Source organism: Bacillus sp. AFS031507 (assembly GCF_002584635.1).
Classification (GTDB): Bacteria; Bacillota; Bacilli; order Bacillales; family Cytobacillaceae; genus Neobacillus.
Map to the genome: position 1 here is coordinate 150,957 of NZ_NUOW01000036.1, position 21,599 is coordinate 172,555.

General features: G+C 41.8%; 21 protein-coding genes and 1 riboswitch. Of the genes, 2 read left to right on the plus strand and 19 right to left on the minus strand.

Annotated elements, in window-relative coordinates; all coding sequences use genetic code 11:
* Positions 1 to 105: 105 nt before the first annotated feature.
* The 5 genes from pcrA to COE25_RS25935 all read right to left on the minus strand — a co-directional run bounded on the left by pcrA (position 106) and on the right by COE25_RS25935 (position 6,503).
* On the minus strand, positions 106 to 2,373 hold the full coding sequence (gene pcrA, locus COE25_RS25915; RefSeq protein ID WP_098934672.1) for a DNA helicase PcrA: 2,268 nt from the start codon (positions 2,371 to 2,373) through the stop codon (positions 106 to 108).
* Positions 2,374 to 2,430: 57 nt separating this feature from the next.
* Positions 2,431 to 3,126, minus strand: a complete 696-nt coding sequence (gene pcrB, locus COE25_RS25920) for a heptaprenylglyceryl phosphate synthase (protein ID WP_098934673.1) — start codon at positions 3,124 to 3,126, stop codon at positions 2,431 to 2,433.
* A gap of 149 nt (positions 3,127 to 3,275) precedes the next feature.
* Positions 3,276 to 3,590 carry a YerC/YecD family TrpR-related protein gene (locus tag COE25_RS25925; RefSeq protein WP_088085151.1) on the minus strand — a complete coding sequence of 105 codons (315 nt, stop codon included), beginning with the start codon at positions 3,588 to 3,590 and terminating at the stop codon, positions 3,276 to 3,278.
* A gap of 26 nt (positions 3,591 to 3,616) precedes the next feature.
* Positions 3,617 to 4,666, minus strand: coding sequence for a DUF3048 domain-containing protein (locus COE25_RS25930; RefSeq protein ID WP_098934691.1), 1,050 nt, complete (start codon positions 4,664 to 4,666; stop codon positions 3,617 to 3,619).
* A 91-nt stretch (positions 4,667 to 4,757) separates the two neighbouring features.
* A complete protein-coding gene (locus tag COE25_RS25935; RefSeq protein ID WP_088085150.1) occupies positions 4,758 to 6,503 on the minus strand; it encodes an adenine deaminase C-terminal domain-containing protein in 1,746 nt (581 codons plus the stop codon).
* A 169-nt stretch (positions 6,504 to 6,672) separates the two neighbouring features.
* Here COE25_RS25935 and COE25_RS25940 point away from each other — a divergent pair, with 169 nt between their 5' ends.
* Both COE25_RS25940 and COE25_RS32395 read left to right on the plus strand, forming a co-directional pair.
* A complete protein-coding gene (locus COE25_RS25940; protein ID WP_098934674.1) occupies positions 6,673 to 6,975 on the plus strand; it encodes a YgaP family membrane protein in 303 nt (100 codons plus the stop codon).
* A 95-nt stretch (positions 6,976 to 7,070) separates the two neighbouring features.
* A complete protein-coding gene (locus tag COE25_RS32395) occupies positions 7,071 to 7,184 on the plus strand; it encodes an EYxxD motif small membrane protein (RefSeq protein ID WP_335397359.1) in 114 nt (37 codons plus the stop codon).
* On the opposite strand, the gene purD is transcribed toward COE25_RS32395, so the two are convergent.
* From purD to COE25_RS26010, 14 genes are all read right to left on the minus strand, one after another.
* On the minus strand, positions 7,181 to 8,455 hold the full coding sequence (gene purD / locus COE25_RS25945) for a phosphoribosylamine--glycine ligase (protein ID WP_098934675.1): 1,275 nt from the start codon (positions 8,453 to 8,455) through the stop codon (positions 7,181 to 7,183). The two genes, COE25_RS32395 and purD, sit on opposite strands and share 4 nt — an antisense overlap.
* Positions 8,456 to 8,473: 18 nt before the next feature.
* A complete protein-coding gene (purH, locus tag COE25_RS25950) occupies positions 8,474 to 10,012 on the minus strand; it encodes a bifunctional phosphoribosylaminoimidazolecarboxamide formyltransferase/IMP cyclohydrolase (RefSeq protein ID WP_098934676.1) in 1,539 nt (512 codons plus the stop codon).
* Complete coding sequence (gene purN, locus COE25_RS25955; RefSeq protein ID WP_088085146.1) at positions 9,987 to 10,589, minus strand: phosphoribosylglycinamide formyltransferase; 603 nt, start codon at positions 10,587 to 10,589, stop codon at positions 9,987 to 9,989. The genes purH and purN overlap by 26 nt, the downstream gene beginning before the upstream one ends.
* A complete protein-coding gene (gene purM / locus COE25_RS25960; protein ID WP_098934677.1) occupies positions 10,586 to 11,620 on the minus strand; it encodes a phosphoribosylformylglycinamidine cyclo-ligase in 1,035 nt (344 codons plus the stop codon). Before purM ends, purN begins: the two co-directional genes overlap by 4 nt.
* 15 nt (positions 11,621 to 11,635) lie before the next feature.
* Entirely contained in the window at positions 11,636 to 13,048 is a 1,413-nt protein-coding gene (gene purF, locus COE25_RS25965; protein ID WP_098934678.1) for an amidophosphoribosyltransferase, read from the minus strand.
* The gene (gene purL, locus COE25_RS25970; protein ID WP_098934679.1) at positions 13,024 to 15,249 is read right to left on the minus strand and encodes a phosphoribosylformylglycinamidine synthase subunit PurL; all 2,226 of its coding nucleotides are present in this window, start codon (positions 15,247 to 15,249) and stop codon (positions 13,024 to 13,026) included. Before purL ends, purF begins: the two co-directional genes overlap by 25 nt.
* Positions 15,233 to 15,916: a phosphoribosylformylglycinamidine synthase subunit PurQ gene (purQ, locus tag COE25_RS25975; protein WP_088085142.1), complete on the minus strand. Its 684-nt coding sequence runs from the start codon at positions 15,914 to 15,916 to the stop codon at positions 15,233 to 15,235. The genes purL and purQ overlap by 17 nt, the downstream gene beginning before the upstream one ends.
* A complete protein-coding gene (purS, locus tag COE25_RS25980) occupies positions 15,913 to 16,167 on the minus strand; it encodes a phosphoribosylformylglycinamidine synthase subunit PurS (RefSeq protein ID WP_098934680.1) in 255 nt (84 codons plus the stop codon). The genes purQ and purS overlap by 4 nt, the downstream gene beginning before the upstream one ends.
* Positions 16,160 to 16,873: a phosphoribosylaminoimidazolesuccinocarboxamide synthase gene (gene purC, locus COE25_RS25985; RefSeq protein WP_098934681.1), complete on the minus strand. Its 714-nt coding sequence runs from the start codon at positions 16,871 to 16,873 to the stop codon at positions 16,160 to 16,162. Before purC ends, purS begins: the two co-directional genes overlap by 8 nt.
* A gap of 103 nt (positions 16,874 to 16,976) precedes the next feature.
* Positions 16,977 to 18,275, minus strand: a complete 1,299-nt coding sequence (gene purB, locus COE25_RS25990) for an adenylosuccinate lyase (RefSeq protein WP_088085139.1) — start codon at positions 18,273 to 18,275, stop codon at positions 16,977 to 16,979.
* Positions 18,276 to 18,278: 3 nt separating this feature from the next.
* Entirely contained in the window at positions 18,279 to 19,427 is a 1,149-nt protein-coding gene (gene purK / locus COE25_RS25995; RefSeq protein WP_098934692.1) for a 5-(carboxyamino)imidazole ribonucleotide synthase, read from the minus strand.
* A complete protein-coding gene (gene purE, locus COE25_RS26000) occupies positions 19,420 to 19,908 on the minus strand; it encodes a 5-(carboxyamino)imidazole ribonucleotide mutase (protein WP_088085138.1) in 489 nt (162 codons plus the stop codon). Before purE ends, purK begins: the two co-directional genes overlap by 8 nt.
* 113 nt (positions 19,909 to 20,021) lie before the next feature.
* Positions 20,022 to 20,123, minus strand: a riboswitch (purine riboswitch).
* An 88-nt stretch (positions 20,124 to 20,211) separates the two neighbouring features.
* Entirely contained in the window at positions 20,212 to 20,409 is a 198-nt protein-coding gene (locus tag COE25_RS26005) for an NETI motif-containing protein (RefSeq protein WP_179195689.1), read from the minus strand.
* Between the two features lie 27 nt (positions 20,410 to 20,436).
* The gene (locus tag COE25_RS26010; protein ID WP_098934682.1) at positions 20,437 to 21,297 is read right to left on the minus strand and encodes a mechanosensitive ion channel family protein; all 861 of its coding nucleotides are present in this window, start codon (positions 21,295 to 21,297) and stop codon (positions 20,437 to 20,439) included.
* Positions 21,298 to 21,599 lie beyond the last annotated feature (302 nt).

Sequence of the window (21,599 nt, forward strand, 5' to 3'; positions counted from 1 at the left end):
CCTGTGGGGTCTCCCCTGCCCCGTCCTCCCGCAGGAGTCTCGCGCATTCCGCTCCAATCAACAGAGTGTGTAAAATCAAAATAAGGTTTAACTTAGCCTATCTAATTAGGCTTTATTAATCGGAGCAAATTTGGCTAACAGGCGTTTGATTCCAACCGGACTTGGAAAAGCAATATCTAACTCCGTTCCTTCCCCTTGGCCTTTTACACTTACAACGGTTCCGATACCCCATTTACCATGTTGGGCTTTATCGCCAACCTTCCAGCCAGCCTCATCGCCAGAAGGAGCAGAAACTGGGCGCATGACTGGTTTTCTGGCTGCAGCCGGTGTACCAAATGACGTCTTCGGTGATCCGAACGATGTGCTGCGTCCTGAGCCAAATGATTTTCCAGTCGATCCAAATGGTGAATTCACTTTTTTCTCCGCTGGTTCGACTCCTTCGATCAGGTCTTCAGGGATTTCTTTTATAAAGCGAGAAGGTGGATTCATATTGGTTCTCCCAAACAATGTTCTCATTTGGGCGTTTGACAGGAACAGCGTTTGCTCCGCTCTAGTAATTCCTACATAGGCTAGCCGGCGCTCTTCTTCCATTTCTACTTCTTCCATCAATGATCGGCTATGAGGGAATACACCTTCTTCCATACCAATCAAGAAGACAACCGGGAATTCCAGCCCTTTAGCCGAGTGCAAGGTCATAAGCGTAATTGAATCTGCCTTTTCACCATCGTCATCAAGCGAATCAATATCAGCCACCAGGGCCAAATCGGTTAAAAAGGCAACAAGACTCTTATCTTCACTTGAATCTTCGAAGCTTTTCGTCACAGATAATAATTCCTCAAGGTTTTCGAGGCGGCTTTGGGCTTCCAGCGATTTTTCCGCTTTGAGCATTTCACGGTACCCGGATTTTTCCAGTACTTCTTCAACTAGTTCTGTAACAGACAGAAACTCTTGCATATTGGTATAATTACCGATTAAATCGCGAAATTCTCTTGCCGCTTTGGTGATTTTCGGACTTAACCCTAATAATTCTACGGACTCAAGTGCTTGGAAAAGGGATAAATCATGCATATCGGCAAAATCAGCAATTTTATCAACGGAGCTTGAACCAATCCCACGCTTTGGAACATTAATAACACGGCGTAAGCTAATATCATCATCAGGATTGGAAATTAGGCGTAAATAAGCCAGCATATCCTTAATTTCTTTCCTGTCATAGAACTTTGTTCCGCCGACGATTGAGTACTCGATATTCGATTTTAGAAGCACTTCCTCCATGACACGGGACTGAGCGTTCGTGCGATAAAGGATGGCAATGTCGGTTAATTTGTTCTGATGATTACGGGTTAATTCTTTAATTTTTCCAGCAACGAATTGTGCTTCCCCCTGCTCACTATCCGCACGGTAATAAACAAGTTTGTTGCCTTCCGGGTTTTCGGTCCATAGGTTCTTCGCTTTACGGTTTAGATTGTTTTGGATGACCTTATTGGCAGCTAGAAGAATCCTTTTTGTTGAACGGTAGTTTTGCTCTAGTAAAATAACCGTTGCGTTCGGATAGTCTTTTTCAAACGAAAGGATATTTGCGATATCCGCTCCGCGCCATCGATAAATGGATTGGTCAGAATCCCCTACTACGCATAAATTCTTGAAACGACTTGCAAGTAACTTTACTAACAGATACTGGGCTTTGTTCGTATCCTGATACTCATCGACATGAATATATTGAAACTTGCGCTGATAATATTCGAGGACATCAGGAATCCGTCTAAATAATTGAATCGTCAGCATAATGAGATCATCAAAGTCCAGCGCTTGATTCTTTCTTAATCGCTTCTGGTACTCTTCGTACGCATTACCTACAACATCTTCAAAATAGCCTCCACCTGTTTTCTTATATTCGTCAGGTTCGATTAACTCATTTTTCGCTGAGCTAATCGCTCCTAAAATGGCACGTGGATCAAATTTCTTTGGATCAATATTTTTTTCCTTAAGAATTCCTTTGACCACGGATAGCTGATCAGTTGAATCAAGAATCGTAAAATTACGATTAAAGCCGATTCGGTCAATATCTCGGCGTAAGATCCTTACACACATCGAGTGAAAGGTGGAAATCCAAATTTCTTCGGCAGCCCCGCCCATCATTTTTCCGATTCGATCTCTCATCTCTCGTGCGGCTTTATTTGTAAACGTAATCGCTAAAATATTATAAGGATTTACTCTTTTTTCTACAATCAAATAGCCAATTCGATGTGTCAGAACTCTTGTCTTACCACTTCCAGCACCAGCCATTAGTAACAGCGGTCCATCGGTTGCCTTAACGGCACTTTGCTGCTCTGGATTCAGTCCGTTTAATAGCTTATCAGTTAAATATTGCATTTAATATCCACCACCATTACAAACATTTGTTCTTATTTTTATCTTAACTCTATTTTTCTACTTTAGCAATGATCGGTCAATCTTTACTGTTTCCAAGGCTAGGTCAAAATTTTCATAAATGGCGTTCCCGACCACAATGACATCAGCATGCTTGGCCATTTCTGCGGCATGTTCAATGGTTGATATTCCTCCACCATAAAAAAGGATAGTATTTTCAAGCGACTTTTTTACGTTCGCAACCAGTTCAATATCACCATATTTACCGCTATATTCTACATAAAATATCGGCAGCTGAAACATTTTTTCAGCCATTACCGCGTAAGCAATTACCTCTTCATTGGTTATGTTTGTTTTCGCATTTGTCAGTTTCGCAGCTTTGCAGTCCTCGTTTAAAATGCAATAGCCTTCCATGACAATTTCTTCCCAATCCATGATTTCACCAAATTCCTTAACCGCTTGATGGTGAAGTCCCGTAATCCATTTGGTATCGCTGCTATTTAAAATGGTTGGAATAAAATAAAGATCGAATCCTGGTGTAACCGTCTCAATCGTTGATACTTCAAGGACACATGGGACCGAAAACCTGCGAATTCTTGCCATCAAATCGAGGACATTTTCTAATGTAATCCCATCTGTCCCACCTACGATAATGGCATCGGTTCCTGATTCACAGATTTTTTCTAAACGGTCTTCCGCTATTTCTTTATTTGGGTCGAGTTTAAACACATGCCGCCACTCGCGAAAATCATACATCAAAAAGATCCTCCCATATCATTAATTCCATTTCACCATTATAGCACTAGCCGATTCGATAAAAAAAGAAAACACTAAATCTAAATATAGAAATCATAACCATTTTTAAAGTGAAAAAGAAAAACCGAAGAACAATTTCTCCGGTTTGTTTATTCTTGTTCAGTTGCAGTCGTTTCGCCCTTAACCCGTTCAAGGACCATTTCATACGTATCGTTTCCATAGTTCAAACAGCGTTTCACCCGTGAAATGGTGGCTGTGCTCGCTCCGGTTTCCGTTTCAATTTTATGATACGTATTCCCTTCGCGTAGCATTCTTGCAACATCAAGACGTTGTGCTAATGACTGAATTTCATTAATTGTGCATAAATCGTCAAAAAAGCGATAGCACTCTTCAAGATCATTTAAGGAAAGAACAGCTTGAAACAATTGATCAAGCTCCTTGCCCCGTAATTTATTAATTTGCATATTGTTTACCCCTTTAAAATGTCCATTTAGTTTACATCAAACGTGGCAATATTCTGCAGACCAGGTTTGGTTGGAACAACATTGACCCATGTTTTTCCTTGTACGAGTGGAACCTCTTCACCATTTTTGACTGGAACAATTTCACCGTTCTTATTCATCCACTCCACTTGGTTGACCTTACCCTTTTGAAGCAGATAGGCTTTTCCGCCAGACTTAAAATCGATATCTCGACGCCCATAGGAATCGATAAACTGGTGCTCAGCTTCGATAATAAAAATATTATCCAACAAAACAGGCTCATTTGTATCTAAATCAATGGTTTGCTCGTTGCCTGAAAAACGAATATATTTACCGATCGTATCGTCAAATTTAAAGACTGAATTAGAAATTCCACTCTTAGAATAAGTAATCTTAACAGATTTAGCATCCTTACCCGTAATATTTTTACTTTCTTCTTTTGTGAAAAATTTAAATGGTGCGGGACTTTTTCCCATTGAGTATTTCTTCTGCTTAGCACCTTTTAAAATGTTTTCATACGTAATATAGGAGTTATGGGGTGCTTTTCGGGTTTTAGAGCGTTTAAATAGTGTACCATCATAGACCATCCCATTTAAATTATCAATATAGTTACCATTTAGGAGTTTCTTTGCTTCCGGGCTATAGCCATGGGCAATGTAAAGGGCATTAAGTCCTTTTGCCAAGTAAATATAATAGTCCCTTGCACTCCTTACCGGACCAATATTTGCCGGCTTTTCACTTTGAAATACTGCCAGGAAGCGAGTGATATCACCCTCCGCTAGAATTTCATAGACGATATCTGCCTTGTTCAGGCCCGATTGGGGTCTTGCTTTTGGGTGATTATTAATCATTACAGCTACCGCTCTTCCATCTGTGCTGATTTCAGAGCCAATCCCTGTTAATGGATAAGAATACGGGTCAACTTGTTTCTCTTCTGGTTTATTCTCTGTTTGAGTTACAGGTTTTTCCTTCTTTACTGTTTCCTTAACCTTTTCCTTATCACTACACCCAGAAAGTAGTAACAGGAAAGCTATCACGAAAACAACCCATTTTTTCATCTTCATGAACACACCCCTTCATGAACACACCCCTATTTACTTTCAATAAAGAAAAACACTTTCACGCTTTAAAACTTTACTCACTTACAGTTTAACGCATTATTGACGGAAAGAGTACTGTTTTATTCATTACATCGTACATTCCCTGTGGAGTAATCCGAATGTAAGGCAAATGTGTTGCAGAAAAGAAGGCAAGACTGTATATAGGATCTGAAAATGAATATCCTCGTTCTCTTAACTCGGTAAGCAGCTTTTTTTCTTGACTGATTAATTCTTCGATTGGAAGGTTTGACATGATTCCACCTAAAGTTAATGGCATCTCGCACACGACCTGATTGTCCTCAACCATCACAATGCCGCCGCCTAATTCTTTCATTCTATTAAAAGCCTGGAGCATATCTTGTTTATTTTTTCCTATTAAAATAATATCTCCGGTACTTGAATACGAACTGGCCAATGCTGATAATGTAGTCGCAAATCCCTTTAATAACGTATTAATTCTCCATTTCCCATTGCGGTCAATCAATGTAAAAAAGCATTCATCATGATGTGATGGCAGTTCATCTCCTGAAGCATCAATAGAAATGGAATATGGCTTGGTGATGACGGCATTTTCCATCTTGATCCCAAACGGCATGGAAAACTGCATATCATCTACTGACAAATCCCAATCCAACTCCATCGGCTTTAGTCCATATTCGTCCCAAGTAATTGGAGGGTAGGCATCGGCCACTTGCTGTCCATCCCGTTTGACCCATTTTCCTTTCGCTAAAACGGAAACAGGTGTTGGATTTTCAATACTGGATAAGAAGTTTATATTGGCTACCCGGCCAGTTGCAATATTACCATGGAGATGATCAATATTGTAATAGCGGGCAATGTTTACTGTTGCCATATTATAAGCATCAATAGTTGGAACACCTTTTTCAATGGCAATGCGAATCATCGCATCAGTGACTCCTTGCTCGTAAAAGGTTGAGGATGAGCCATCAGTATTAAATATTAATCTATCATATGCCTCTATGCCTAGTCGCTTCATATCATCCAATATGTTTGGCAAATCAGGTCGAATTGATGAATACCTTAAAGACACCATATACCCTTGCATTAATCGGTTATATACTTCTTCACCTGTCATCGCTTCATGGTCAGAGTCCGCACCAAGCAGCATCATTTTTGCCAATGTTTTTTCTGAAGCTCCTGGGAAGTGGCCTTCAATTTGCTTGCGCATCCGTTTTGCTTCTTGAATCCAATGGAGCATCATATCATCGCCATCAAGCAGTTTGGGCCATCCTGTCAATTCCCCGCCCTGAAGAACCGCATCGTGCTCAAGCCATGATTTAACATTACTATGTGAAAAAATTTCTTCTTCATGCAGAATTTCTGTTTGTGAATCAAAACGGCTCCACCAAAACATTGTTGTTGGAATCGAGCGAAGATCCTTTAATAATGTAAACGCTTCCCTTTTTTCCAAATGTAAAACAAGGGCCATATTGTCATTTATTAATGTCGTTGTCCCGAACTGGGATGCATACGCAGCCAGTGTTTGGGGATTATATAATTGAAACGGATGGGCATGTGGTTCAATGTATCCCGGAACAAGAATCTCATTGGTGCAATCAATGATTTCACAGTTATCAAGATGTGTTGGCAAGTTCTCACCCACATAAACAATCCGATCTTCACAAATCCAAATATTTGCTCTTAACCACTTTTGAAACGTCTGATTTAAATACAAGGCGTTTTTCAATAAAATGGTTGGAGACGTTTTTCCATCCAAAACGGATACATGCATGCGTAAGTGTTTATTTTTCCAGCGGTAGCGTTGCTCTAGCATACGTCTTCCCTCCCCTTTTTAAAAAAACTATCTATACAATAATAAGTTGATTTAACAGTAAAGAAAGCCCTTACAAAAAATTCTTTAGATACAATATTATCATATTTTACTGTTTAACGCATTAAAGAATTGATAATATTTGTAAACAATTTGTGAAGGAGTGAACAAAATGAATGTTAAACCAAATATTAGTATCTTAAATGCATTAATTCGGATTACGATTGGCTTAACGATTCTTTCCTGGACTACCTCTAAACTGGTCAAACACCCTTGGAGAGATTCTTATTTGTTTGTTGCCTTGTGTGGGGCAATGAAGGTAGCAGAGGGAATTGTCCGCTATTGTCCACTTACTGCTTTATTTGAAAAATGTCAGTGCATGATCGAGGATCACGATCGGGCGATGGATTCAATGGATGGAATGGAAGGACTTAATGGGGATGGGGATCAATTGGTACCCTATAATCCAACTTAAATCGGGGAATTGTAGAATCAATCGAATCTCATTTTTTTTAAGCTAAAAAAGAGCTGACCCTAAAGCGGTCAGCCCTTGATTGGAGTTGATTTTTTATGTTTTGGGAGTATTTAACGGATATGTCGTTTGTTCTAACTGCCATTATCGGCAGCATTGTCGCACTTCTTTATGTGTTTATTCGTCGAACTGGAAAGAGGCGAGCCCGTTAGCGCGTAGCAGGTTGGATCGCTTTTGCACCGATATCTTTTCGATAAAACACACCATCACATGTTAACTTTTCCAGTTCACGATACACTTTTTCTTGCGCTTCTACTATACTTTCGGCTTTGGCTCCTACAAGAAGGACCCTGCCTCCAGCAGTAACAAACTCACCTGCATCATTTTTCACTGTTCCTGCATGAAAAGTGAAAACCTCTTGATCATTTAAGTCTGCTAACCCTGTTAACACTGCACCCTTTTCATATGCCTCAGGGTACCCTTTCGCAGCCACTACAGCACCGATCATAGCCTGTTCATCCCATTCAAGAGTGGGACATCCTCCATTTAAGAGCTCCAACACGACTTGAACTAAATCCGATTTCAATCTAGGCAGCACTACTTGTGTCTCTGGATCACCAAAACGGGCATTAAATTCAATCACCTTTGGACCATCAGGTGTTTTTATCAAACCCGCATATAACACGCCGCAAAAACTTCTGCCTTCTTGTACCATTGCTTTTGCCGCCGGAATAAGGACAGTATCAACAGCCGTTTGAACGGTCTCCGCACCGATCTGAGGAACAGGTGAGTAAGCACCCATTCCGCCTGTATTTGGACCAAGGTCACCATCATAGGCGCGTTTATGATCTTGAGCGATTTCTAATGGTACGACGACCTCACCATTCACCAATGCCATTAACGAAAATTCCTCACCCGCTAAAAACTCTTCAATGACTACACGAGATGACGCTGCACCGAATTTTGCATCAATAAGCATTTCTTCCACGCTAGCGAGGGCCTCTTCTTTCGTGAGCGCTACGGTGACACCTTTTCCTGCTGCTAATCCGTCCGCTTTAATGACAATCGGCGCACCTTTTTCCTCAATATAGTTACGGGCATCCTCATATTTAGTGAAAACAGCATAATCAGCCGTAGGAATTTGATATTTCTTCATTAATTCCTTTGCGAATGACTTGCTTCCTTCGATCTCGGCTGCCGCTTGGCGGGGACCGAATACCGCCAAACCAGCAGCTTCAAATTTGTCAGCAAGTCCCTCTAGCAAGGGTACCTCTGGACCAATAATTGTTAAGCCCACTCCATTGGCCTTAGCGAACTGAAGGAGCTGTTCATGCTCGGACTCTGCAATCGAGACAAGTTCCGCTACATCTGCCATTCCGGGATTACCAGGAGCAACAAATACTTTTTCTAATCCTGCGCTTTCACTTACTTTTCGGCAAATTGCATGTTCTCTACCACCACGGCCGATAATCAGTACGTTCATCGAATGCCCTCCATCGGTTTAATGTTTGAAATGTCTAACTCCTGTAAACACCATTGCAATTCCATATTCATCAGCCTTTTTAATAGAATCCTCATCACGGATGGATCCGCCCGGCTGAATAATTGCGGTAATTCCGGCTTTCGCCGCTGCTTCAACGGTATCGTCCATTGGGAAAAAGGCGTCTGATGCAAGAGCCGCTCCCTCAGCCTTTGTACCAGCTTGCTTCAGCGCAATTTCAGCTGCACCTACTCGGTTCATCTGTCCAGCACCAATACCAATTGTCATATCCTCATTAGTAACCACAATCGCATTTGATTTCACATGCTTGACAACTTTCCAGCCAAGCTTTAATGCTTCCCATTCTGCATCTGTCGGTTGTCTTTTCGTGGCAACCGTGACGTTCGCATCTTCTAATGTATAACGGTCTTGCTCCTGAACTAACAATCCGCCTTCAATCGTTGTCATTTTTAACTCTGGTTTTTTAACATCATTAAATGGAATGGTTAGCAGGCGAAGATTCTTTTTCCCAGTTAAAATTGCTAATGCTTCCTCTGAGAAGGAAGGTGCAATGATAATCTCTAAGAAAATTTCATGAAGTTTGCTTGCTGTTTGGGCATCTACTTCACGGTTAAAAGCAATGATTCCGCCAAAAATGGACACAGGATCCGCCGCAAATGCTTTTGTAAACGCATCATACCCTGTTTCACCTGTTCCAACACCGCATGGATTCATATGCTTTACGGCTACAGCCGCTGGTCCTGCAAACTCTTTAACAATCTGCAGGGCTGCATCCGCATCGTTGATATTGTTATAAGATAGCTCTTTTCCATGAAGCTGGACGGCATTAGCAATCGAGAATGTCGAACCAAGTGGCTTTTTATAAAAAGCTGCTTGTTGATGTGGATTTTCCCCATAACGAAGAGACTGCTTTAATTCATATGTTACTGTTAATGTCTCTGGGTTTTTTTCTTCAGCCAAATGGGTCATATACTCCGCAATTAAGGCATCATAGGCTGCCGTGTGGCGGAACACCTTTGCTGCAAGCTTTCTTCTTGTTTCAAACTTCGTTTCACCATCTGCTTTTAATTCAGCAATTACGGTCTCATAGTCAGTTGGATCAACCACAACAGTGACATATTGATGGTTTTTAGCAGAAGCACGAAGCATCGTTGGACCGCCAATATCAATATTTTCAATCGCATCGGCAACTGTAACATCTGGTTTTTCGATTGTTTGCTGGAAAGGATAAAGATTGACGCAAACCAGTTGAATTGCTTGTATTCCATGCTCGTCTAGCTGTTGTTGATGCTTTACATCATCCTGTTTTGCAAGCAAGCCGCCATGGATCAATGGATTTAATGTTTTCACACGACCTTCTAAAATTTCCGGAAAATTAGTTACATCACTAACGCTAAGAACAGGTATACCCTGCTCTTGAAGAGCCTTTTTCGTGCCTCCTGTGGAAATAAGTTCATATCCTAGGCTGACTAATTCCCTTGCAAATTCAGTTATTCCATTTTTGTCAGAAACACTAATTAGCGCGCGCTTTTGTGTCATTGATTACATCTCCTTGTGTCAATAGCATTTGCAGTACGGATGGATAAAGTTTATGTTCGCTTTTCTGGATTTTCTGCTGTAGGCTTTCTCTTGTCTCATTTTCGTCGAGTCGAACCCGCTCCTGAATAATGATTGGGCCCGTATCCATTCCCTCATCAACAAAATGGATGGTGACACCGCTCCACTTCGCTTGAGCCGCCAACGCCTGCCCAATCGCATCTTTGCCAGGAAAAGCTGGAAGCAGTGACGGGTGGATATTGACGATTCTTCCTTTATACTCAGCTAACAATTTCGAACCAATCAAGCGCATGTACCCGGCAAGGACAATGAATTCTACACCCGAGGTCTTTAATTGAGCTAAAATTTCTTCCTCATAATGTTCCTTACTAGTATAGTCCTTTGCGGTAAAAACAAAACTCGGGATCTTTGCTGCTCTTGCTCTTTCAATCGCAAAAGCACCCGGTTTGTCGCAAACTAAAAGAGAAATATTTGCATCAAGATGGCCTGCTTGAACTACATCAATAATGGCCTGGAAATTGCTTCCGCTCCCTGATGCAAACACAGCTATCTTTTTCATAGGCGTCCACCTTGAGCCTTGATATTAATTCCTTCATTCCCAGTTACCACACCAATTTCATACGCAGTTTCTCCAGATTGGTTAAAATGTTCTAACAGGTCAGCTGCATTTTCCGGATCCACAGCGATCACCATGCCGATCCCCATGTTAAAAATATTATACATCTCTTGGTAATCAATTTGTCCATGAGAAGATAGTAGTTTAAAAACAGGTGGGATATCCCAGCTTTTTTCATACAACTCTGCACCTAGACCCGCTGGCAGCATGCGCGGAATATTTTCAATAAATCCGCCGCCTGTTATATGAGCCATCCCTTTTAATTGGAACTTTTTCAACGCGGACAAAATCGGTTTCACATAAATTTTTGTAGGCTTGAGCAACTCTTCTCCTAATGTACACCCGAGTTCATCAACAAAATCAAGTAACGACCAGTCATTAAATACTTTTCTTACAAGTGAATAACCATTGCTGTGAATCCCGCTCGATGCTAAGCCAATCAGCACATCACCCGCTTGAATCGTTTCGCCCGTGATGAGCTGCGATTTTTCACAGGCACCAACCGTAAATCCGGCTAAATCATACTCCGTTTCACTATACAATCCAGGCATTTCAGCTGTTTCTCCGCCAACTAGCGCACAGCCAGCCTGCTCACAACCGTCGGCAATTCCTTTGACAATTGCCTCTATTTTTTCAGGCTCCGCTTTTCCACACGCAATGTAATCTAAAAAGAACAAGGGCTCTGCACCCTGTACAACAATATCATTAACACACATCGCGACTGCATCGATTCCAATCGTATCATGCTTATCCATCCAAAAGGCAATCATCAGTTTCGTGCCCACACCATCGGTGCCTGACACCAAAACTGGTTCTTTTAATTGTAGTGCTGATAAATCAAACATGCCGCCAAATCCACCCAAACCGCCAAGGACGCCAGCCCGGGCTGTTTTTTGAACATGCTTTTTCATTCTCTCTACTGCTTCATAGCCTGCTTCAATATTAACTCCTGCTTGCTTATATGCATTTGCCACGCTGCTCGCCCCTTTCTACTTTTGGTAATAATATTGGAGTGTGTCAGGATAAATTTCGGTTGGGTAATTTCCGGTAAAACAGCCAAGGCAATAACCGCTTGTGCCGTCCCCATCTTTTCTACCAATCGCTTCGATCATTCCCTCCACGCTAATAAACGTTAGCGTGTCCGCACCAATCAGTTCTCTCATTTCTTCGATTGATTTATCAGAGGCAATCAATTCTTCTTTTGTCGATGTATCAATTCCATAGAAGCACGGGTTTTTAATTGGTGGAGACGTAATCACCACGTGAACCTCAGTTGCTCCTGCCTCTTTTAGCATCGTGACAATCCGCCTGCTTGTTGTTCCTCGAACAATCGAATCGTCCACCATCACGACTCGCTTTCCTTCTACTACGCCACGTACAGGGGAAAGCTTCATTTTTACCCCTTGCTCTCGTAACGATTGAGAAGGCTGGATGAACGTCCTTCCGACATAGCGGTTTTTGACTAATCCCATTTCATAGGGAATTCCCGTTGCTTCGGCATAACCAATCGCAGCTGAAATACTAGAATCTGGTACACCTGTGACGACATCCGCCTCAAACGGGGCTTCTACTGCCATTCTTTTCCCGAGGTTTTTACGGGCGGTATGGACGTTGATTCCTTGAATGTTACTATCCGGTCTTGAAAAATAAATATATTCCATCGTACAAATAGCTTTTGTTGTATTTACAGCGAATTGTTCAGAAGTTATCCCGTTATCATTGATAATTAATAGTTCCCCCGGGCGAATATCGCGAATATATTCCGCACCCACCACATCAAAAGCACAGGTTTCTGATGCAACAACATAGGCATCACCAAGGCATCCAAGCGAAAGAGGTCTTAAGCCGTGCGGATCTAGAGCCACCATTAATTCGTTTTCTGTCATAATTAAGTAGGCATACGCCCCTTTTAACATCGAGAGTGCGTTTTTGGCACGGTCCCTTGAATCAGAATAACCGCTTCTTTTCATAAGGTGAGCTAAAACCTCTGTATCAGAGCTGGTTTGAAAAATACTCCCTTGAGCCTCAAGCTGATGTTTTAATGAGTTCACATTAACTAGGTTTCCATTATGTGCAAGGGCAAGACTTCCTGTTTGTGAATGAAACAAGAGCGGCTGAACATTTTCGTAACCGCCGCCGCCTGCTGTTGCATACCGAACGTGTCCAATCGCTGCAGTACCTGTCAATTCCTTCATGGCACTGGCCGTAAAGATTTCGGACACGAGCCCTTCGCCCTTTACGCCTTTTAACTTACTTCCATCAGATACAACAATGCCTGTTCCTTCCTGGCCGCGATGCTGAAGGCTGTGAAGTCCATAATAGGTAAGTTGTGCTGCGTCTACATGTCCCCAAACCCCAAAAATTCCACACTCTTCATTTAATCCCTTGATTTCAGGTAACATGGGATCGCCCCTTTCCAGGCATCTTTTAATTCTTCAATTGAAGCTTCAAGTACGGTTGACTCACCCATTGAGATTTGCAATTTAGCTGTATCATTCACTAAACCGATTTGTACTGCGTCTACTAAACTTTCAAACTCAAGCTTATCTTCTTCTTTTACTGACAAAAGGAAACGAGATTGTGTTTCACTGAATAAGGCAGAAACTAGGTTCCCCTCTATTTCTACTTCCGCTCCAAGCTTTTCATTCGCAAAAAGACATTCAGCTAACCCCACGGCTAAACCGCCTTCTGATAGGTCATGAGCTGATTGAACCAATCCTGCACGAATCGCAGCTAGGACCTGATTTTGTCTTTCTTTTTCAATCGTTATATTTAATTCAGGGGCTTTACCGAACACCTTTCCGTTCAGAAGCTTTTGCAGTTCACTGCCGCCGAATTCATCCTTCGTCTCCCCGACTAAATAAATAAGGTTGCCGCTATTTTTAAAGTGCTGTGTCGTAATATGATCAATATCGGTTACTAAACCAACCATCCCTACGACTGGTGTTGGATAGATCGCTGTTCCACTTGTTTCGTTATATAAAGAGACGTTTCCACCAATTACCGGTGTCTCAAGAACACGGCAGGCTTCGCTCATGCCATCCGCAGCTTTTTCAATCTGCCAGAACACTTCTGGTTTTTCCGGGTTTCCGAAATTTAGGTTGTCAGTAATCGCTAATGGTTCCGCACCAGAACAAACAATATTGCGGGCTGCTTCTGCCACGGCGATCTTCCCACCCATTTCTGGATCTAAATAGACATAGCGGGAATTACAATCCGTTGTCATCGCTAATGCTTTCCTTGTTCCGCGAATTCTAACAACAGCAGCATCTGATCCTGGGGAAACGACTGTATTGGTACGCACCATGTAATCGTACTGCTCATACACCCATTCCTTACTTGCAACAGTTGGCTGACGTAAAATTTGTAAAAGCGTTTCTTTCACATCATCTACCTGTGGAATTTCGTTCTCCATCGCTTGGAATTCCTTAAAATAGCTTGGTTCTTTTGACGGTTTTTGGTAAACCGGTGCATCTTCCGCTAACGCATCAGCCGGAACGTCCGCAACGATTTCCCCATTATGAATGAGACGAAGCTGTTTATCGCTAGTGACTGTCCCGATACCAACTGCTTCAAGTCCGTATTTTTCAAAAAGCTCGACGATTTCTTGTTCTCTACCTTTTTTCACGACGATGAGCATCCGTTCTTGTGATTCAGACAGCATCATTTCGTAAGCAGACATCCCTGTTTCCCGCTGTGGAACTAAGTCTAAATTCATTTCAATTCCCATTCCTGCTTTACTGGCCATTTCCGCAGATGAGCTGACAAGTCCCGCTGCACCCATGTCCTGAATGCCAACAAGTGCATCAAAATGAATTAATTCTAAGCAGGCTTCAAGCAGTAATTTTTCCATAAATGGGTCGCCTACTTGAACTGCAGGACGATCCTCATTGGATTGTTCCGTTAATTCCTCGGAAGCAAAGGTTGCACCATGAATTCCGTCTCGGCCAGTTTTAGCCCCAACATACATGACAGTATTGCCTTCACCATGCGCTTGCCCTTTTTTGATGTCCTTATGGTCAATTAGTCCAACACACATGGCATTGACTAACGGATTTCCTTCATAGCAAGGGTCGAATTGGATTTCGCCGCCAACTGTTGGAATTCCAATACAGTTGCCATAGCCGGCAATCCCTGCGACGACCTCTTTAAATAAATAACGTACCCGGGCGGAATCAAGTTCACCAAAGCGAAGTGAGTTTAACATGGCGATTGGTCTTGCTCCCATCGAGAACACATCGCGGATAATACCGCCTACGCCGGTTGCCGCTCCTTGATATGGTTCAATAGCTGATGGGTGATTATGACTTTCTATTTTAAAAACAACAGCCTGTTCATCGCCGATATCGACAATACCCGCACCTTCACCAGGTCCTTGTAAAACTCGTTCCCCTGTAATCGGGAACTTTCTTAGAATCGGCTTTGAATTTTTGTAGCTGCAATGTTCCGACCACATGACGGAAAAAAGGCCAGTTTCGGTATAATTCGGTGTACGTCCAAGAATGTTTTCAACCATTGCAAATTCTTCGTCGGACAAACCCATTTGCTGATATATTTTTTCTGCTTTGATCTGGTTAGGATTTGGTTCAAGCGTTGACAACATATGCTTCCCTCCAAGTTTTCACAATCGATTGGAACATTTTCAGTCCATCGGCGCCGCCTAATAGTTCATCTACTGCTCTTTCCGGGTGAGGCATCATCCCAAGAACGTTTCCTTTTTCATTGGTAATTCCAGCGATATCAGCAAGACTACCGTTCGGATTTTGATTATAGGTAAAAACAATTTGATTGTTTTCTTTCAGCTTCGCAAGTGTTTCCTCGTCACAATAGTAATTTCCTTCACCGTGCGCAACAGGGACAACGATTGATTCCCCTTTGCTGTATTCAGAGGTAAACATTGTTTGATTGTTTTCGACTTTTAACTCAACAGGCTTACAAATAAATGAGAGGCTTTCGTTTCGTCTCATAGCGCCAGGAAGTAACCCTGCTTCGAGCAGAATTTGAAATCCGTTACATACTCCAAGAACTGGCTTTCCTGCTTCTGCCGCTTTGATAACTTCCTTCATGACATTACTGAACCTAGCGATAGCTCCAGTGCGCAAATAGTCCCCATATGAAAAGCCGCCTGGAAGCAGAATTCCATCAAATTCTTCTAAGCTTTCAGAATCATGCCAAACATATTCCACTTGCTCTCCAAGTTCATCTTGAATGGCATGGAACATATCAACGTCACAATTTGATCCTGGGAAGACAATCACCGCAAATTTCACAGAGTAACACACTCCTCTACTTCGTATCGGTAATCTTCAATGACCGGATTTGCTAAAAGGTTGGTACAGATTTCATTGATCACTTCATTAATATCCCGCTCTGATTTTTCAATCGTTAACTCCATATATTTACCGATTCGGACATCGGCTACTTCCTTATAGTTTAGAGAATGTAAAGAGTTGGTTACTGCTTTCCCCTGTGGGTCTAATACACTTTCTCTTAACGTGACAAATACCTTTACTTTATACATGCTGACGTCCTCCCAATCTCGCTAAAATATTTTCATAAGCATCTGTTAAACTTCCTAAATCACGGCGGAATACATCCTTATCGAGCTTTTCATTGGTTTCTTTATCCCATAGCCTGCAGGTGTCGGGCGAAATTTCATCGGCAAGCAATATTTGACCGTCCTTGTCTTTTCCAAACTCTAGTTTAAAATCGATGAGACGTATGCCCAGTTCATTGAAGAAGCTTGATAAAACTGTATTAATTTGAAGTGCTTTTTCTCGTAAAATTGCTGCATCCTCTTCAGTTGCAACTTGCAGTTCAAGGATGTGATCTAATGTTACAAGCGGATCTCCAAGTTCATCGTTTTTCAGGTAAAACTCAACAATCGGCGTTGATAACTCGCGGCCCTCTTCGATTCCCAATCTATTTGCAAGGCTTCCTGCCGCAATATTTCGAACAACTACTTCAAGCGGAATAATGGTTACTTTTTTCACCAATTGTTCTATTTCAGATATACGCTCGATAAAGTGGGATTCAATTCCCTGTTCTTTAAGTTTTAAAAATAATAAACTAGTAATCTCGTTATTTAAACGGCCTTTTCCTGTGATGTCAGCCTTCTTTTGTCCGTTATAGGCAGTTGCTGAATCCTTATACTCAACCAAAACAATCTGTTCGTCGTCAGTTGCATAAATTCGTTTCGCTTTTCCTTCGTATAAAGGTTTTTTCATTGTAGAAACGCCTCCTGTTTTGCAATATTGGGAATCTTCTTACTAGGCGAGGGGCATGAGTGCCCCAGTTCTCGCCTTTTTTATGTTTTAGTCACATGTCCCTTTACTCATTCAACCCTAAGCGGTCAAAAATTGTATCTACATGTTGCAGATGATAGCTATAATCAAAACAATCGGCAATTTCAGCACTGGATAGCAGCGAAGTAATTTTATCCTCTGCTTCAATTAAGCTGCGGAAAGGAACTTGTTTCTCCCAGGCTTCCATCGCCTTTGGCTGTACTGTGTCATAAGCTTCTTCGCGTGATAGCCCCTTATCAATCAGTGCAAGCAGTACACGTTGGGAATAAATCAACCCTAGGGTACGATCCATGTTGCGCTTCATATTCTCCGGATAAACGGTTAGGTTCTTCACAATGTTACCAAAGCGGTTCAACATATAATTCAAAGCAATCGTGGCATCCGGCAAAATGATCCGTTCCGCAGATGAATGAGAGATATCACGTTCATGCCAAAGCGGTACATTTTCGTAAGCCGTCATCATATAGCCGCGAATCACGCGGGCCAAACCAGTCATATTTTCTGAACCAATTGGATTTCGTTTATGAGGCATTGCCGAAGATCCCTTTTGTCCCTTTGCAAAAAACTCTTCCACTTCACGAGTTTCACTCTTTTGCAGCCCGCGAACCTCAACAGCGAATTTCTCAATAGAAGTTGCAATCAAAGCAAGCGTCGACATGTAGTGGGCATGGCGGTCGCGCTGCAAGGTTTGCGTCGAAATCGGCGCCCGTTGCAACCCTAATTTTTCACAAACATACTGTTCTACAAACGGATTAATATTCGCGTATGTCCCCACCGCACCTGAAATCTTTCCGAACTCGATACCCTCTGCCGCTTGTCTAAAGCGCTCCAGGTTCCGTTTCATTTCTTCATACCAAAGGGCAAGCTTTAAACCAAATGTGGTCGGCTCCGCATGAACTCCGTGCGTCCGTCCCATCATTACCGTTAATTTATGTTCCTTGGCTTTATTTTTTAGTATCTCAACAAAGTTTTCTAAGTCTTTTTGTAAAATCGCATTGGCCTGCTTTAATAAATAAGAAAGAGCCGTATCAACCACATCTGTTGACGTTAGGCCGTAATGGACCCATTTCCTCTCTTCCCCTAATGTTTCGGAAACAGCGCGGGTGAATGCAACCACGTCGTGCCGTGTTTCCTCTTCAATCTCCTTAATGCGGTCAATATTAAAAGAGGCATTTTCACGAAGTTTCTTAACATCTTCCTTTGGAATATCCCCAAGTTCCGCCCATGCCTCACAAGCAAGTATTTCTACCTCAAGCCAAGCATTAAAGCGGTTTTCCTCCGTCCAAATAGCTCCCATTTCCGGTCTAGTATAACGATCAATCATGTTTTATCCCCCGATCTTTTCTTTTGTTTTTTTCCAGATGCTGCTTTCATTAATTTCCGCAAGAGCCGCTTCGACACTCTCTCGCAAAATCGTCACATGGCCCATTTTCCGTTTGATTTTTGCTTCCTTTTTTCCATATAAATGAATCTTCCAGTCATTCAAAGTTGGAATTTCCTCATAAAGGTTTTCAAGATGCTCTCCTAATAGGTTGACCATAACTGCCGGTTTTAATAGCCCCGTATTTCCTAGCGGCCAATTACAGATTGCACGGATATGCTGCTCGAACTGTGACGTTTCACAAGCTTCAATTGTGAAATGGCCAGAATTATGCGGCCGTGGCGCCAGTTCATTTATATAAATGGTTCCATCACTAGTCAAAAACATTTCGACAGCAAGCGTCCCGACTAATTGTAACGAATCGGCCAGCTTCTTTGCCAGTTGAATAGCTTCTCTTTGTAAAACTTGTGAAATTCGTGCAGGAACAATCGTCGTATCTAAAATATTTTCTTCATGAATGTTTTCAGCGACTGGAAAAAATGTCGTTTCACCATCAAGCTTTCTTGTCACAATCACCGATATCTCTTTTTCGAAGGGAATCCATTTTTCAACTACACAGGCACCATGTTTTAGAAGGGGTTCCCCCTTCGATAAATCCTGAGGTTCCCTAATCACCAGCTGCCCTTTTCCGTCATAACCGCCTCTTGCCGTTTTCAGGACAGCCGGGTAACCAATGGTGTTAATTTTTAAAAATAAATCCTCCATGCTGTTAACTACTTCATATGGTGCAACATCTACCCCAGCTTGTTGGATGGCTGCTTTCTCCTTAATCCTGTCCTGCGTGACCGTTAACAGCCGCGGCCCTTGCGGCACATAAGCTTGATCACATAACCAGTCTAATGTATCCGCATCAATGTTTTCAAATTCATATGTGATGACATCACTAACTTCTGCTAATTTACCGATGGCTTTGCGATCATCATAAGCCCCAATGACTTCAATATCTGCGACTTGTCCGCACGGAGAATCTTCCGCCGGTTCTAATACCGCAATTCGAAAGCCTTGAGCCTTTGCCGCTAGAGCCATCATACGACCAAGTTGGCCACCGCCGATAATTCCTATCGTTGCTCCTGGTAAAATCGTTTTGTTAGACAAGTTGATCACTACTTTCCAGTACCTCTTGTTTAGTTGCTTCTCTTCTTGCTTCTAATTTTCCAGCTAATTCAGCGTCACCCGTTGCTAATATTTGTGCAGCTAGTAAACCTGCATTCACTGCACCCGCTTTGCCAATCGCGACTGTTGCTACAGGTACACCACCCGGCATTTGGACGATAGACAACAAAGAATCCAATCCCTTTAATGCCTGTGTTTGTACGGGAACACCGATGACCGGTAAGATGGTTTGTGAAGCTACCATTCCGGGAAGGTGGGCCGCACCGCCGGCTCCGGCAATAATCACCTTTAAACCTCTATCTCTGGCTTCCTTCGCATATGTAAACATCAAATCAGGTGTCCGATGGGCTGATACCACTTTTTTTTCATAAGCAATTTCTAACTGGTCGAGAACCTCACAAGTATATTTCATTGATTCCCAATCCGATTTACTCCCCATGATAACTCCAACAAGAATGGACATCGCTAATCCTCCTTTTTTACCTAAATAAAAAGCCCGAACAAATAGCTTCTCAAGAAAGAGAAAGCCATTTGTTCGGGCATAACAATAGAAAGGGGCCAGCCCTTAATCTACCGAACATATTGACTTTCCCTCATAGTCCAATAATTTACGGTTATTGGGTAGAAACTTATGGGCCATATCCCCATGGATATACGAGGGTAAAGATAAATTGTTTAATTCACTCCTATATATTACAATCAACTCAGGAAGGTGTCAACAAATAAATCGAACGTTATTTTGAAATCGAACTATAATGTTCGTGTTTTACTCTGTTAATATGCCTTCAAAGATGATTTGACGTGCTACAGGTTCATAAATAGTTTCGCTGCCTTTTTTGATTTCTTGAAAAATTGGCTTCTCCGTTCGGCGTACGGGCGTATATCCCAACTTTTTCATTCTATTCAAGCAGTCCTCAATACTTTCATTTTCCTGTACCTCAAATTGCATTTTCTTTTTACCCATTGACACTAATTACCTCTCTTTCCACCTTTAATGTCTCTCTCTCAGTAAGGCATTTTCTACCTCTCTTAATAACATAGTATCTTCTGCCAATTTTATTTCGTAATCAAACAGGGTTTGAGCAATAATCCTTCTTGCTCCTTTTGCCGCATCCCAGTAATAGGCATCATCCACAAGACCCGTTACCGTGTATTCTATCCCTCGATAACCCGAATTGATTGTAGTCATCCCATATACTTTGAACGGCTCTATCGCACAATTGGAGTGGTCTAACTTTAAACATGGTTTGTGTACTTCATTCATTTTTTCACAGGCAATCTCAAGAATTTCAAATACCCTTTCAGGATTTTCTCGATAGCTTACCACTACTCTTTCAATCACCCTCATTTGATCGATATTAAAGTTGTGAATCTGTTTTACTTCTCCATTGCTTATCGTTAAAACCTTTCCACTCCATTCTCTAATCTTTAAGAACCTTAATCCTATATCCACAACCGTTCCATTAAAGGTATTATTTATTGTGATAAAATCGCCTTTATGCAGCTGCTTTTCATAAATTAAGAAAATACCTGAGAGAATATCTTTGATTAAGCTCTGCGCCCCAAACCCAACGATTACCCCGACAACCCCTGCCCCAGCAAGAATTCTTCCAAAATTACTTACATATTGGGATATCGCAAAAAAAATGAAACTAATCGTAACTGTGTATTTTGTTAAAGAGCGGATCATGCTTTCAATCGTTTGCTCTTTTCGTTCCTCAATGAAATGGGTTTTTAGAAAAAAGTTATGAACCGTATTATTTATGATTAAAACAATGGCCCTTGCAATAACAGCAGCTATTAGAATACTTATCAGTTTATAGTGATGCAGCAATTCCATCCAATCCATCATATCACCCACTTGTCTTCCAATCATACTTAGTGTTTGCAATGTTTGATGTTACAAACATTTGATGGAAAAAATATTTTTACGATAGACTTTTTTCCTGCTCACTTGTGAGATTTTGTCCTTCGAAACCCTCAGAGTGACCGTTCGGTCCTTTTTTCTTCGAGCACCGGCACTGTGAGCCTTAAGATCGGACACTTATCACTTACTACCTGGTTTACAGCACCATAAATTCCTAATCACCTAAAAACAAATTATTTTCTCCACATAACAAAAAGACAACCATTACTGGTTGTCTTAGATTTGCC

What these genes read in the sequence shown, in the direction of transcription:
- COE25_RS25940 (WP_098934674.1), top strand. Translation starts at nt 6,673, where the DNA reads ATGAATGTTAAACCAAATATTAGTATCTTAAATGCATTAATTCGGATT.
- purB (WP_088085139.1), bottom strand. Translation starts at nt 18,275, where the DNA reads ATGATTGATCGTTATACTAGACCGGAAATGGGAGCTATTTGGACGGAG.
- purF (WP_098934678.1), bottom strand. Translation starts at nt 13,048, where the DNA reads ATGTTACCTGAAATCAAGGGATTAAATGAAGAGTGTGGAATTTTTGGG.
- COE25_RS32395 (WP_335397359.1), top strand. Translation starts at nt 7,071, where the DNA reads ATGTTTTGGGAGTATTTAACGGATATGTCGTTTGTTCTAACTGCCATT.
- pcrA (WP_098934672.1), bottom strand. Translation starts at nt 2,373, where the DNA reads ATGCAATATTTAACTGATAAGCTATTAAACGGACTGAATCCAGAGCAG.
- purC (WP_098934681.1), bottom strand. Translation starts at nt 16,873, where the DNA reads ATGAAAAAACCTTTATACGAAGGAAAAGCGAAACGAATTTATGCAACT.
- COE25_RS25935 (WP_088085150.1), bottom strand. Translation starts at nt 6,503, where the DNA reads ATGCTAGAGCAACGCTACCGCTGGAAAAATAAACACTTACGCATGCAT.
- purL (WP_098934679.1), bottom strand. Translation starts at nt 15,249, where the DNA reads ATGTTGTCAACGCTTGAACCAAATCCTAACCAGATCAAAGCAGAAAAA.
- purS (WP_098934680.1), bottom strand. Translation starts at nt 16,167, where the DNA reads ATGTATAAAGTAAAGGTATTTGTCACGTTAAGAGAAAGTGTATTAGAC.
- COE25_RS26010 (WP_098934682.1), bottom strand. Translation starts at nt 21,297, where the DNA reads ATGATGGATTGGATGGAATTGCTGCATCACTATAAACTGATAAGTATT.
- purE (WP_088085138.1), bottom strand. Translation starts at nt 19,908, where the DNA reads ATGTCCATTCTTGTTGGAGTTATCATGGGGAGTAAATCGGATTGGGAA.
- purD (WP_098934675.1), bottom strand. Translation starts at nt 8,455, where the DNA reads ATGAACGTACTGATTATCGGCCGTGGTGGTAGAGAACATGCAATTTGC.
- purH (WP_098934676.1), bottom strand. Translation starts at nt 10,012, where the DNA reads ATGACACAAAAGCGCGCGCTAATTAGTGTTTCTGACAAAAATGGAATA.
- purN (WP_088085146.1), bottom strand. Translation starts at nt 10,589, where the DNA reads ATGAAAAAGATAGCTGTGTTTGCATCAGGGAGCGGAAGCAATTTCCAG.
- COE25_RS25930 (WP_098934691.1), bottom strand. Translation starts at nt 4,666, where the DNA reads ATGAAAAAATGGGTTGTTTTCGTGATAGCTTTCCTGTTACTACTTTCT.
- pcrB (WP_098934673.1), bottom strand. Translation starts at nt 3,126, where the DNA reads ATGTATGATTTTCGCGAGTGGCGGCATGTGTTTAAACTCGACCCAAAT.
- COE25_RS25925 (WP_088085151.1), bottom strand. Translation starts at nt 3,590, where the DNA reads ATGCAAATTAATAAATTACGGGGCAAGGAGCTTGATCAATTGTTTCAA.
- COE25_RS26005 (WP_179195689.1), bottom strand. Translation starts at nt 20,409, where the DNA reads ATGGGTAAAAAGAAAATGCAATTTGAGGTACAGGAAAATGAAAGTATT.